The organism is Pseudomonas sp. KD5 (genome assembly GCF_012932895.1).
Classification (GTDB): domain Bacteria; phylum Pseudomonadota; class Gammaproteobacteria; order Pseudomonadales; family Pseudomonadaceae; genus Aquipseudomonas.
Genome location: NZ_JDWJ01000002.1, coordinates 89,541 through 102,475 on the forward strand (window position 1 = coordinate 89,541; position 12,935 = coordinate 102,475).

Consider the following 12,935-nt stretch of genomic DNA (forward strand, 5'->3'; position numbering starts at 1 on the left):
GCGGGCGCGGATATCCCACAGCAAGACGAGTTACCGCGAAGCGAGCAGGCTGGTGAAGGTGAAGCATAAAAGCTCGGTGCGTTTGATGCGGTTAACCAAGTGTCAAGTTAGGTAAAGGTTTGCCCGGGGCGATGACGCTGTGCAGCACAAGGGCGATAATGCGCGGCCCCCACTCAAGAGCCCGCCAATGATCTGCGTATTGCTCGTCGACGATGACCAGGAACTGACAGGAATGCTCAGCCAATACCTGGAGCGTGAAGGCTTCGAGGCGACTGCCGTGCACACGGGCGAGGAGGGCGAGATTCAAGCGCTGTCCGGGCGCTACAGCATTGTGGTGCTGGACGTTATGCTGCCGCGCCTTTCGGGCATCGAGGTGCTCAGGCGCATTCGGGCCGTGAGTCAGGTGCCGGTGGTATTGCTCACGGCCCGTGGCGACAACATCGACAAGATCACCGGCCTGGAACTGGGGGCCGATGACTACGTGCCCAAACCCAGTTCACCGGGGGAACTGGTGGCGCGTTTGCGGGCAATCATGCGTCGGGTGCAGCCGGCGGAACAACCTGTCTCAGAAGTGATCAGGACCGGCCCGCTGGTCTTGTGGCCCGGCAAGCGCCAGGCCCAGTGGCAGGGGCGCGAGCTGGGGGTGACCAGTACCGAGTTCAGCCTGCTCGAAGAACTGGCCCGTTGTGCCGGGCAGGTGGTGAGCAAACAGGACCTGTCGCTCAATGCCTTGGGCTGTCCCTTGACCCGCTACGACCGGCGCATCGACGTGCACATCAGCAGCATTCGCCAGAAGCTCGGTCCGCGCCCTGACGCCAAGGCCTGGATTCAGAGCGTGCGTGGCCTCGGTTACCTGTTGATCGCCGAATGATGAAACCCAGCCGGCTGTTCTGGAAACTGTTCCTGGCGTTTTGGCTCGCCACCAGCCTGACGTTTCTGGTCGGGGTGGGCATTCTGGTGCTGGGTAATCACGGGCCTGGCGATCCTCATTTGGAGGCCATCCTGGCCAGCGAGGAACAGCTGCTGCGGCAATTCGGGGTCGAGTCGGGAGCACAATTGCTGGCAGTGTGGCGGCACCCCGGTGACGAAACCATTGGAGTCTATGACAGTGCCGGTCAACTGCTGGCCGGGTCGCCGGTTCTGCGGCCGGCCTTTGAACGAACGGTCATCAGCAAGGACGGTCTGACCCTCTCGCTCAGATCCTCACAGCCCCTTGGCAAAGAAGGTGAGCAAGGGCCGGGGCGTTCGATCCCGCTGATCATCGGCACGGTGATGAGTGCACTGTTCAGCGGCTACATGGCGTACTACCTGGCGTGGCCGCTGGCCTACCTCAGGCGGGCGATGAGCGATGTGGCCAAGGGGCGCTTCGAAACCCGGGTCAAGCCAATGATGGGGAGACGCCGCGATGAAATCGTCGATCTGGCCGCAGACTGCGATCGAATGGCCAACCAGCTGAAGCTGCTGGTGGAGGCCCAGCAACACCTGCTGCATGACATCTCTCACGAACTGCGTTCACCGTTGACGCGCATGCAAGCGGCCATCGGGTTGCTGCAGCAAGAACCGGCCCGCCAGGAAATGGTGGAGCGCATCCAGCGCGAGTCGGTACGGATGGATGCGCTGATCGAGGCGTTGTTGACTTTGGCGCGCATACAAGGCCGGCCCGAGAGTATCGACCGCGAGCCACTCGACATCATCGAGTTGCTGGCGGTGATCGTCGAGGATGCTCAATTCGAGGCGGGAATGAAAGGTTGCCGGGTCAGCCTGCAGGCGTGTCCGGTCTTCGTCAGTCGGGTCAGCGGCGAGTTGCTGTATCGGTGTTTCGAGAACGTCATTCGCAACGCCGTGCGCCATACCAAACCGATGACGGCGGTTGTTGTGTCGGCTGAGGTCAATCTCGAAGCAGACTGCCTGACGGTGCGGATCACCGATCAGGGGGCGGGTGTTGAAAACGAGCGGCTGCTGAGCATTTTTCACCCGTTCGAGCGTGGCTTGAGCGAGGCCAGTGCCGGTTTCGGCCTGGGCCTGGCGATCGCTTCAAGGGCCGTGGAAATGCACGGCGGCACGATTGTGGCGCGCAACGAGCCGTCCGCTGGGCTGACCGTGGAAATCAGCTTGCCCCGTCAGGCGTGATCTTTACACGATATTACATTGGCTTGACGGCTCTGTACGCCTCGCCTAAGTAGACTTCCCGCTCAAACTTACGCAGCGTTTGCTGATGTTTCAGTGTGGAGGTGGGCATGTTTCTGGTTCATAAAAAGGGCTTCGTTTCCGGCAAGAAAATGGTCGACGGGCTGGTGCCCTATGACTTCTTTTGTGAAGACAATCCGGCCATCAATCTGTTTGTGTTTACGGGTTCTACCGCGCAGGGCAAAACGGTCGAGGAACAGACGCTCTGGGGCTTCACCCGGCTGGAGCGTTTCGAGGCGCTGACCAGCACCCTGGTATCGAACAAAAAAAATGATGGCTGGTTTCAAACGGTCAATGTGCTCACCGGGCCAGCCCAGAACGGCACCCAAAGTGTGAAATTTCAGCGGGTGCTGAAAATCATCAAGCATGCCGCTGTATCGAGCCGTGTCGCCGGCAAGGTGCAATACGAGATCCTCACGGATGACGGTGACACATACTTCACCCGGCCGCCCGCGACAGCAGACAGCGCGCAAACCATCATCTATGCGGCAGAGCAATAACTCGTTAGTTAATAGCCGCGAAGGTGTTTACTGGAAATACATCGCACCATACAATGAGAATCATTACTACTAACTCATTGAGTGCAACGTCTTGAGCCATCCCCACCTCTTTGCCCGCCGCAAGGTTTTCATCAAACACGCGCTGCCGACACTGTCCTGCGTGATGTTCGCCGGTCCTTTGTGGGCACAGGAATTGATCGAACTGCCGACCACTGATATTCAGGCGAGTCGCGTCAGTCAAGACACCAGCTACACCACCTCTCAAGCCAGCACCGCGAGCAAAAGCGATGTGCCGATCAAGGAGGAGGCGCAATCGGTCAATGTAGTAACCCGGCAAACCCTGGCCGACTATCAGGTGCGCTCGCTGAACGACGCGATGAAGTTCGTCAGCGGCGTCAGCCAGGGCAACACCCTGGGCGGTTCCCGGGACTCGCTGGTCAAGCGCGGTTTCGGCACCAACGATGACGGCTCGATTCTGCGCGATGGCGTGCGTTCCAACCTGGGGAAAAACTTCAGCGCCACGACAGATCGCATCGAAGTGCTCAAAGGGCCTGCGTCGATGCTGTACGGCGCGCTGGAACCCGGCGGGTTGATCAACGTGATCAGCAAGAAGCCTGAATACGCCCAGAGCACGACCCTGAGCGGCTCGGCCTACAGCGAAGGCGGCGGCACCATGGCCGTGGACACCACCGGGCCGCTGGGCGATACCGGCCTGGCCTATCGCCTGATTGCCGAACGCGGCCACGAGGATTACTGGCGCAATTACGGCGTGAATGAAAGCACCCTGGTTGCACCCTCGCTGACCTGGACGGGCGACCGTGCCAGCCTGACCCTCAGCTACGAATACAACGATTACTCCAAACCCTTCGACCGTGGCACGGTGTTCACCAATGGTCATCCGGCGGACATCGACTACGACAAGCGCCTCGACGAAAAATGGGCCAAAAGCGTCGGTATCCGTGAATTGGCTACCGCGCGTTTCGAGTATCAACTGAGTGACGACTGGAAAACCCGCGTTACCTACGGCTGGAACAACGACCGCTATAGCCTCTCGATTGCCCAGCCGAGTTCGTTGACCGGCAACAACCTGCGACGTGCTGCCAACGGCGCTCACTACGATGACGAGACCCGCTACGCCAGCTGGGATTTCATCGGCCAGCAGGAACTGTTCGGCCAGCGCCATGACTTGCTGATCGGCGCGGATACCGAAGCGTCCGACCAATTCCGTGGCAAAACCTACCGCAATACCGCGCGGTCAGGTTTCGACATCACCTCGCCGGTTTATGGTCGTCTGGCCGAGCCGAGCCTTGTCAGTGCCAGCCAAAGTGACCTGAGCAACCAGCTGAACTCCAGCTCTGTGTACTTCAAGGATAACTGGCACCTCGATGACCGCTGGATCCTGGTTCTCGGCGGTCGCCAGCAGCATTTCGATCAGTACAGCGATCAGGGCCGCGGTAGCAGCTACCAGGTCAACCGCGACGATAACGGCGATGCCTTCGTGCCGTTCCTGGGGCTGGTCTACAAGGCCACCGATAGCTTGTCGCTGTACGGCAACTACAGCCGTTCGTTCAAGCCCAATACCCAAGTCGACGATGCCGGCCATACCTTCGATCCGGAGGAGGGCCGCAGTTATGAGGTCGGCGCCAAGTACGATCCGCTGCCGGGGCTGAACATCAATCTGGCGTTGTTCGACATTGAGAAGAAAAACGTCGTGACCACCCAGACCGTCAATGGTACGAGCCTTTCGGAAGCCGCGGGCAAGGTCGGTTCACAGGGCCTGGAACTGGACATCACCGGGCGTGTCGCCGAGCGCTGGGACCTGATCGGCACCTACGCTTACACTCACACGGAAATCCTCGACGATCCGGATGACGAAGGTCACCGCCTCGCCGATGCGCCGAAGCACACCGCAAGCCTGTACCTTACCCATCACCTGAATGTGCCTACGGAGTTCGGGGCCTGGCATGCGGGCGGCGGTGCGCGTTATGTCGGCGAGCGTGCGGCCAACAATGCCAACGATTTCTGGCTGAGCAGCTACACCGTCGCCGATGCCTTCGTGCGCTGGGAGGCGCCGATGTTCGGGTACAAGACTTCGCTGCAGTTCAACGTCGACAACCTGTTCGACAAACAGTACTACCCGTCCTCCACCGGCAGCCAACTGGCGGTCAATGTCGGCGAGCCGCGCACGGCACGCCTCAGCGCCAGCGTGACGTTCTGATCGCACTGTCTTGATGTGCCGCCCCGTTCTGCCCGTGGAACGGGGCGGTAGTCTTCCTTCATCTCGGCGACGCTTCAGGCGTCGGCGAGATGAAACCGATAACCCACCCCATACAACGATTCAATCGGATGCTCCCCCGGGCAGGCCTGTTCGAGCTTGCGCCGCAGATTGCGGATATGGCTGTCGACCGTGCGGTCGGTGACCACCCGGTGATCGGAGTAGATCCGGTCGAGCAACTGATCCCGGGAAAACACCCGTCCCGGCGAGCGGGCGAGGGTGCTTAGCAGGCGCAATTCCAGTGGTGTCAGGTCCAGCGTTATGCCGTCGAGGGAGGCCAGGTACTGTTCTTCGTCAATCTGTAGACGCGGTGGTGCGGACGTCAAAAGCTGAGGGCTGCGTCGCAGGATGGCTTTGACCCTGGCCACCACTTCACGCGGGCTGAAGGGTTTGCAGATGTAGTCGTCGGCGCCCAGGTCCAGCCCGAGCAGGCGATCCACTTCCTCGACGCGAGCGGTGATCATGATGATCGGTACGGCACTGAAACTGCGCAGTTCCTTGCACACTTGCAGACCGTCGCACCCAGGCAGCATCAGGTCGAGCAGGATCAGCCGCGGCTCGCGGGCACGGACCGCTGGCACCACCTCCAGCCCGTTGTCCAGGCATTGGGTCGCATACCCAGCGGCGATCAGGTAGTCACGCATCAATGCGGCCAGTTTGGGCTCGTCTTCGACGATCAGGATCGGGTTGTCGTTGACCATGGTTCAGGCATTCCGTGGCAGGCGCAGGGTCAGCCAAAGGCCACCCAACGGGGAATGATCGGCACTGAGGCTGCCGCCATGAGCAAGGGCGATGCTGTGACAGATCGCCAGCCCCAAACCGGCGCCACCGCTGGCGCGGTTGCGTGAAGTTTCGCCTCGGTAGAAACGCTCGAACAGCCGCGGTAACTGATCTGCGTCGACCCCGGGGCCGGAATCAAGGAAATCGATGCGTACGTCGTCGCCATCGCTGGATGCGCGAATGCGCAGTACACCGCCTTCATCGGTATAACGTACGGCGTTTTCCAGCAGATTGCCGAACAGTTGCTGCAAGCGCTTGGGGTCGGCTTCCACCCTTGGCGGCGCTGTCGGTAGTTCCAGCTCCAAGCGCAAGTGCCGGGCGTTGCAGCGTTCCTGGAACATCGCCACGCAACTGTGCAGCAGGTCGTTGAGATCGCATTCGCTTTTGCGGTAGGTCAGCGCGCCCACATCGGCCAGGGACAGTTCATACAGGTCATCCACCAGTTTACTGAGCATGCCGACTTCGCCTTGCAGCGACTTCATCGAGGACTGATCGAGCGTGCGCACACCGTCTTCGATCGCTTCCAGTTCACCTCGCAACACCGACAGCGGGGTACGCAGTTCATGGGACACATCGGCCATGAACTCCCGGCGCATTTTTTCGTTGCGCTCCAGCGTATACGCAAGTTGATTGAAGTCGCGGGCCAACTGACCGACTTCGTCATTGGAGGACACCGCCACCCGGTTGCTGTACTCGCCTGCGGCCAATCGATGCGTGGCGGCGGCTACCCGCTTGACCGGGTCAAGCAGGGTGCGAGCGATCCACCAGGCGATCAGTATCGCCAGCAGCAACGAGAGCACACCCATTGCCAGGCTGGTACGCAACAGGTACAGACGAAAACGTTCGCCGCCGGCTTCGGTCACGTTCTGGAACGGCGTCACCGCCAGCCAGCCGACGGTTTTACCGGCGACCTGGATCGGGCGCATCAGGGCGTCGTCGGCAATCGCCGAGTAACCCATGACCAGCTGCTTTTGTTGGTCCAACAGGGCGATGCGAAACACCGCGCCGGTCAGGTCGGACGTGGGCAGGTTCGGTCGATGCGGGTCGGTGAAATCTACGCCGGGCTCCGGCCGCATGAGTTCGAACCAGCGATCCGGCTGGTTGCGCAGAAATTCCCAACTGCCTTCGCGCTCATAGGCGCTGGCCAGGCGCGGCAGTACCGGGGTCATGCGCAACAGCGCTTGTTCGTTGAGGTAATCGAGAAAGCCTTTGCCGAAGCTCCAGCCGTTGGCCAGCCCCATGCTCAGGATGACAAACAGCACACTGGCCAGTACCGCGATAAACAGCTTGGTGGAGATACTCAGTTTCATGGGCTCGGGCGGGTCAGTGAATGGCCCGCCCATTTAGGCCCTGGCGCGGCGAAGATTCAAGGGCGGCGGGCAATCTTCAATTTTCCTGCACATTTGCCTCGCAGTATGGCGTCTGGCTTCAGCCACCCCGTCTTGCAGAGGCATTTATGTCGACCAAAATTCTCGCCAAATCCCTGGTAACCGCCGCGGGTTTACTGTCCTTGATCATTCTGTTGGTGCTGAGCGGTTGCTCCCCCGGCGCATCCGCGCCCGTGGTCGAACCGGCCAAGGTGTCAGTGATCACGGTGCAACCCCAAAGCCAGGCGCTGACCACGGAGCTGGCCGGGCGTACTCAGGCGTTTATGGTCGCCGAGATTCGCCCGCAGGTCGGCGGTATCGTCCAGCAGCGGCTGTTTGTCGAAGGCGCCGAGGTCAAGGCCGGACAGGCGCTGTATCAGTTGGATGCGGCCTCGTACAAGGCCGCCTTGGCTGAAGCGCAGGCGACTCTGGCCAAGGCTCGCGCCACATTGAAGTCGGCTCAGGCCACGGCCAAGCGTGATGCCCAGTTGGCGAAGATCGATGCCATCAGCCAGCAGGACAACGAGGATGCCCAGGCCAGTCTGCTGACCGCCGAGGCTGAACTGCAAGTGGCCCAGGCCGGCGTGGATACCGCGCGCATCAACCTGGCCTATACCCGCATCAGCTCGCCCGTCAGCGGGCGCATCGAAACTTCGACGGTCACCCCCGGCGCGTTGGTGGTGGCCAATCAGGACAGCGCACTGACCACGGTGCAGCAACTGGACCCGATCTACGTGGATATCACGCAATCGACCACCGAGCTATTGCGCCTCAAGCGCGACCTCGCCAGCGGTGTGCTGCAAAGCAACGGCGAGGGCGAAGCGCGGATCAGTCTCAAACTCGACGACGGCAGCACCTACGCCCATGAGGGCCGATTGAAATTCAGCGGGGTCAGCGTCAATGAGGGCACCGGCACCGTGACCCTGCGGGCGGAAATCGCCAACCCGGACCGGCTGTTGCTGCCCGGGATGTATGTGCGGGCGGTGCTGGAACAGGCCCGGGACGATCAAGCCATTCTGATCCCCCAGCAAGCCGTGACCCGCAGCGCCAGTGGCGTGACGTCGGTGTTGCTGGTGGTCAATGGCAAGGTCGAGCAGCGCGTGCTGACCATCGATCGCGCCGTGGGTAACCAGTGGTGGGTCACCTCTGGCCTGACGGCGGGTGATCAGGTGATTGTCGAAGGTGGGCAGAAAGTCCGGGTCGGCGCCCCGGTGCTGGCGCAAAACCCGGGCACTCGCAGCCGCACGCGGCAGTCGGCGCCGACTGCCATTGCGCAGGAGGGTTGAGCATGGCGCGGTTCTTTATCGATCGACCGATTTTTGCCTGGGTCATCGCCATTGTCATCATGCTCGCCGGCGCCTTGTCGATCAGCCAACTGCCGCTGGAACAGTACCCGGACATCGCGCCGCCAACGGTACGGATCTCCGCCACCTACACCGGCGCCTCGGCCGAGACCGTGGAAAACTCGGTGACCCAGGTCATCGAACAGCAGATGAAAGGGCTGGATAACCTGACCTACATGTCGGCCTCCAGCAGTTCGGCGGGCAGCGCCAGCATCAGCCTGACCTTTGCCGCCGGCACTAACCCGGATGTGGCGCAGATGCAGGTGCAGAACAAACTGCAACAGGCCGAATCCCGACTGCCGCAATCGGTGCAGAGCGAAGGCTTGACCGTGACCAAGGGCGGTTCGGACTTTCTGATGATTGCCGCCCTGGCCTCCGATAACGAAAGCGTTACCGGCACCCAGATCGGCGACTACATTTCCAGCACCTTGCTCGACCAGATCAGTCGCATCGATGGCGTCGGCGACGTGCAGACCCTCGGTTCGGGTTATGCCATGCGCATCTGGCTGGACCCGGCCCTGTTGGAAAAGTATGCGTTGATGCCCTCGGACATCAGCAGCGCCCTGGAAGCACAGAACACCGAAGTGTCCGCCGGCCAGCTCGGTGCCTTGCCGGCGGTGGCCGGGCAACAGTTGAACGCCACTATCAGTGCCCGCAGCAAGCTGCAAACCGCCGAAGAGTTTCGCAACGTGGTGGTCAAGTCCACCAGCAATGGAGCCGTGGTGCTGTTGGGCGATGTGGCGCGGGTCGAATTGGGCAGTGAAAGCTACGACGTGAGTTCTGCCCTCAACGGCAAACCCGCTGCCGCCATGGGCGTGCAGCTCGCCGCCGGGGCCAATGCCCTGAGCGTGGGCGAAGCGGTGAAGGCCAAACTTAAGGAACTGGAGCCTTTCTACCCTGCAGAAATGCAGCTCAAGAACGTGATCGCATACGACACGACCCCCTTTGTCAGCCTGTCCATCGAAGAAGTGGTCAAGTCTTTGGGCGAAGCGATCGTACTGGTGGTGCTGATCATGTTCCTGTTCCTGCAGAATCTGCGGGCCACATTGATCCCGGCGATCACCGTGCCGGTGGTATTGCTGGGCACCTTCGGCGTGCTGGCGCTGTTCGGCTATTCAATCAATACCCTGACCATGTTCGCCATGGTCCTGGCTATCGGACTGCTGGTGGACGATGCCATCGTGGTGGTGGAAAACGTCGAGCGGGTGATGAGTGAGAAGGGACTTCCGGCGCTGGCGGCGACTCGCCAGTCCATGGCGGAAATCACCAGCGCGCTGATCGGCATCGCTCTGGTGCTCAGCGCCGTGTTTATTCCCATGGCATTTTTCGGTGGTTCCACAGGGATTATCTATCGGCAGTTTTCGGTGACCATCGTCTCGGCCATGCTCCTGTCGGTGTTGGTGGCGATGACCCTGACACCGGCCTTGTGTGCGACCTTGCTCAAGCCGTCCGATGCCCAGGGCCATGGTGCGCAAAGCGGCTTCTTCGGCTGGTTCAACCACAGCTTCGAGCGCAGTGCCTTGCGTTATCAACAATGGGTCGGTGGCATTTTGCAGCGTGGGCGTCGGAGCTTGCTGGTGTACGGGGTGATTTTGTTCGCGATGGGCGCTGGTTACGCCAGCCTGCCGACTTCGTTCTTGCCGGATGAAGACCAAGGCATCCTCATGGCGCAGATCCAGCTGCCGGTGGGCGCCACTGATAGTCGAACTCAGGCAGTAATGAAGCAGTTCGAGAGCTACATGCTCGAACAATCGGAAGTCGAGGCGCTGATCAGCATCAGCGGTTTGGGCATGGGTGGCAACAGCCAGAATACCGGCCGGGCTTTCATCAAACTCAAGGATTGGAGCGAGCGATCGGGGAAAGGGCAGGACGCGGCTTCTATTGCCCAACGTGCAACCCTGGCGTTGGCGAGCATTAGCGATGCCAACGTGTTTGTCATGCAGCCGCCGGCTGTACGTGGCCTGGGGCAAAGTTCGGGTTTCGACCTGCAACTCAAAGACCTTGGCGGACTGGGGCATGACGCCCTGGTCGCCGCGCGGGAGCAGTTCATCGAGTTGGCGAAGAAAGACCCGCGGCTGCTGGGAGTACGCAGCAATGGCCTGGACGATACACCGCAGCTCAAGGTCAGCATAGACGATCGCAAGGCCGGGGCCTTGAGTCTGAGCACCAGCGATATCAACGCTACCTTGTCCACCGCGTTGGGCGGCACTTACGTCAACGACTTCCTCAACCAGGGCCGGGTGAAGAAGGTCTACGTGCAGGGCGAGGCGTCGGCGCGGATGCAGGCGGCCGACCTGGAGCACTGGTTCGTGCGCAACAGCAAAGGTGAGATGGTGCCGTTTTCCTCGTTCGCCAGCAGCGCGTGGAGCTATGGCTCGCCGTTGCTGGAACGCTACAACGGCAATGCCTCGCTGGAGGTGGTCGGTGATCCGGCACCGGGGGTGAGCTCCGGGGTTGCGATGGATGCGGTGGAAGCGATCATCAAACAACTGCCCGAAGGCATCGGCTACGAGTGGACCGGGCAGTCATATCAACTGCGCTTGTCCGGCTCCCAGGCACCGCTGCTGTACGGGATCTCGGTGCTGTTTGTGTTCCTCTGCCTCGCGGCGTTGTACGAGAGTTGGTCGGTGCCATTTTCGGTAATGCTGGTGGTGCCGCTGGGGGTGGTCGGCGCGGTGCTGGCGACTCGTTTCAGTGGTTTGAGCAACGACGTGTACTTCCAGGTCGGGTTGTTGACCACGGTGGGGCTGGCGGCGAAGAACGCGATCCTGATCGTTGAGTTTGCCAAGCACCTGCAAGAGCAGGGCAATAGCCTGAGGGACGCGACGCTGACTGCCGTGCGTCAACGCCTGCGACCGATCCTGATGACGTCTTTAGCCTTCATGTTCGGCGTGTTGCCACTGGCATTGAGCTCCGGCGCCGGTTCTGCCGGGCGCCAGGCCATCGGCACTGGCGTGCTGGGGGGGATGTTCAGCGCCACCGTGCTGGGGATCTTCTTTGTGCCGCTGTTTTTCGTGCTGATCCGTCGTCGTTTCGGTCGCGTATCCACCACAACAACCGCCAACCCAACCGCGCAGAAAGGTGATGCATGATCAAGTTTCATTGGCCCTTGTTGGCTGCTCTGGCGTTGCTCAGTGGCTGTATCAATCTGGCGCCGGAGTATCAGCGCCCCGAGGCGCCAGTTGCCGAGCAATGGCTGCCGACCACCCGTGTGCCCTCGGGCGATGCAGCGGCGGACATTCACTGGCAGCAGTTCTTTACCGACAGTCGCCTGGCGCGTTTGCAGACCCTGGCGCTGACCAACAACCGTGATTTGCGTCTGGCCAGCCTGAACATCGAAAAGGCCCAGGCTCAATATCGCATTCAACGGGCGGCGGCGTTTCCCACCATCGATGCCGGAGTCAGCGGCACACATAGCCGCACGTCCAGCAGCGGCACGGCGAGCACCAGTCATGAGTACAGTGCGCAACTGGGGCTGAGCAGTTATGAACTGGATGTGTTCGGGCGGGTACAGAACCTTCAGGACGAAGCGCTGGAAGACTATCTGGCACTGACCGAAACCCGGCGTAGCACCCAGATCAGCCTGGTGGCTGAAGTGGCCACGGCCTGGCTGACGCTGGCGGCGGACAACGAGCGTTTGCAACTGGCCCAGGAAACCCTGCGCAGCCAACAGGCAACCTACGAACTGACCCAACGCAGCCATGCCTTGGGCGGCTCTTCCGGTTTGGCCCTGGCTCAGGCGCAAACCACTGTGGAGTCGGCCCGAGGCGATGTGGCGGTCTACGCCAGTCAGATTCTCCAGGACCGCAATGCCCTGCGCTTACTGGTCGGCAGTGATGTTCCCGATGAGCTGCTTCCCGGTGCGAGTCTGCAATCGGTCGCGCTGCTGGTTCAGGTGCCGGATGAGTTACCGTCCAGTCTTTTGCAACGGCGCCCGGATGTGCTGGCCGCCGAGCACACCCTCAAGTCGGCCAACATCGATATCGGCGCGGCCCGTGCGGCGTTCTTCCCGAGCATCAGCCTGACCGCCAACGCCGGTTCTGCGAGTTCGGCCTTGTCCGGTCTGTTCAAGTCCGGCAGCGGCGCCTGGACCTTCGCCCCGAGCGTCAGCCTGCCGATCTTCGATGCCGGCAGCAATCGCGCGACACTGGATGCGGCCAAGGTCGAGCGTGAAATTCAGGTGCAGACCTACCAGCAAACCTTGCAGACAGCCTTCAAGGAAGTGGCCGATGCCCTGGCGGTGCGCAGCACCCTGGACCAACGCCTGACAGCCCAGCAAGCCTTGACCGACGCCAGCCGCAAAAGCTTTGAACTGGCCGACGCGCTCTATCGCGGCGGCTCGCAAAGCTACCTCGAAGCGCTGGACGCCCAGCGTTCGTTGTACAGCGCCCAACAGGACCTGATCACCCTGCGTCTGGCCGAGCAGAGCAACCGGGTGACGTTGTACAAGGTAATGGGGGGCGGCTGGAATTAATGTTCGCGA

At 61.2% G+C, this 12,935-nt stretch carries 9 protein-coding genes; 7 read left to right on the forward strand and 2 right to left on the reverse strand.

From position 1 onward, the window contains the following. The first annotated feature begins 187 nt into the window (after positions 1–187). The 4 genes from AF70_RS04110 (at position 188) to AF70_RS04125 (ending at position 4,905) form a co-directional block, all read left to right on the forward strand. A complete protein-coding gene (locus tag AF70_RS04110; protein WP_019578703.1) occupies positions 188–871 on the forward strand; it encodes a response regulator transcription factor in 684 nt (227 codons plus the stop codon). Continuing rightward, positions 868–2,130 (forward strand): ATP-binding protein, encoded by a 1,263-nt coding sequence (locus AF70_RS04115; RefSeq protein ID WP_028940722.1) that lies wholly within the window; start codon positions 868–870, stop codon positions 2,128–2,130. Before AF70_RS04110 ends, AF70_RS04115 begins: the two co-directional genes overlap by 4 nt. A gap of 107 nt (positions 2,131–2,237) precedes the next feature. Beyond that, complete coding sequence (locus tag AF70_RS04120) at positions 2,238–2,687, forward strand: hypothetical protein (RefSeq protein ID WP_019578705.1); 450 nt, start codon at positions 2,238–2,240, stop codon at positions 2,685–2,687. A 91-nt stretch (positions 2,688–2,778) separates the two neighbouring features. Beyond that, a complete protein-coding gene (locus AF70_RS04125; RefSeq protein ID WP_028940721.1) occupies positions 2,779–4,905 on the forward strand; it encodes a TonB-dependent siderophore receptor in 2,127 nt (708 codons plus the stop codon). A 74-nt stretch (positions 4,906–4,979) separates the two neighbouring features. Here AF70_RS04125 and AF70_RS04130 read toward each other — a convergent pair whose 3' ends face one another. Both AF70_RS04130 and baeS read right to left on the reverse strand, forming a co-directional pair. Then, positions 4,980–5,663, reverse strand: coding sequence for a response regulator (locus AF70_RS04130; RefSeq protein ID WP_028940720.1), 684 nt, complete (start codon positions 5,661–5,663; stop codon positions 4,980–4,982). A gap of 3 nt (positions 5,664–5,666) precedes the next feature. Next, on the reverse strand, positions 5,667–7,085 hold the full coding sequence (baeS, locus tag AF70_RS04135; RefSeq protein ID WP_028940719.1) for a sensor histidine kinase efflux regulator BaeS: 1,419 nt from the start codon (positions 7,083–7,085) through the stop codon (positions 5,667–5,669). Positions 7,086–7,198: 113 nt separating this feature from the next. Between baeS and AF70_RS04140 the strand changes: the two genes are divergently transcribed. Genes AF70_RS04140 through AF70_RS04150 form a run of 3 tightly spaced genes read left to right on the forward strand, consistent with a single transcriptional unit; the run spans position 7,199 to position 12,926 of the window. Further along, positions 7,199–8,395, forward strand: coding sequence for an efflux RND transporter periplasmic adaptor subunit (locus tag AF70_RS04140; RefSeq protein ID WP_028940718.1), 1,197 nt, complete (start codon positions 7,199–7,201; stop codon positions 8,393–8,395). A 2-nt stretch (positions 8,396–8,397) separates the two neighbouring features. Beyond that, positions 8,398–11,544, forward strand: coding sequence for an efflux RND transporter permease subunit (locus AF70_RS04145; RefSeq protein WP_028940717.1), 3,147 nt, complete (start codon positions 8,398–8,400; stop codon positions 11,542–11,544). Then, a complete protein-coding gene (locus AF70_RS04150; RefSeq protein WP_028940716.1) occupies positions 11,541–12,926 on the forward strand; it encodes an efflux transporter outer membrane subunit in 1,386 nt (461 codons plus the stop codon). The genes AF70_RS04145 and AF70_RS04150 overlap by 4 nt, the downstream gene beginning before the upstream one ends. Positions 12,927–12,935: the final 9 nt, after the last annotated feature.

Coding starts and splice junctions, on each gene's coding strand:
- AF70_RS04110 (WP_019578703.1), top strand. CDS start 188: ATGATCTGCGTATTGCTCGTCGACGATGACCAGGAACTGACAGGAATG.
- AF70_RS04115 (WP_028940722.1), top strand. CDS start 868: ATGATGAAACCCAGCCGGCTGTTCTGGAAACTGTTCCTGGCGTTTTGG.
- AF70_RS04120 (WP_019578705.1), top strand. CDS start 2,238: ATGTTTCTGGTTCATAAAAAGGGCTTCGTTTCCGGCAAGAAAATGGTC.
- AF70_RS04130 (WP_028940720.1), bottom strand. CDS start 5,663: ATGGTCAACGACAACCCGATCCTGATCGTCGAAGACGAGCCCAAACTG.
- baeS (WP_028940719.1), bottom strand. CDS start 7,085: ATGGGCGGGCCATTCACTGACCCGCCCGAGCCCATGAAACTGAGTATC.
- AF70_RS04140 (WP_028940718.1), top strand. CDS start 7,199: ATGTCGACCAAAATTCTCGCCAAATCCCTGGTAACCGCCGCGGGTTTA.
- AF70_RS04145 (WP_028940717.1), top strand. CDS start 8,398: ATGGCGCGGTTCTTTATCGATCGACCGATTTTTGCCTGGGTCATCGCC.
- AF70_RS04150 (WP_028940716.1), top strand. CDS start 11,541: ATGATCAAGTTTCATTGGCCCTTGTTGGCTGCTCTGGCGTTGCTCAGT.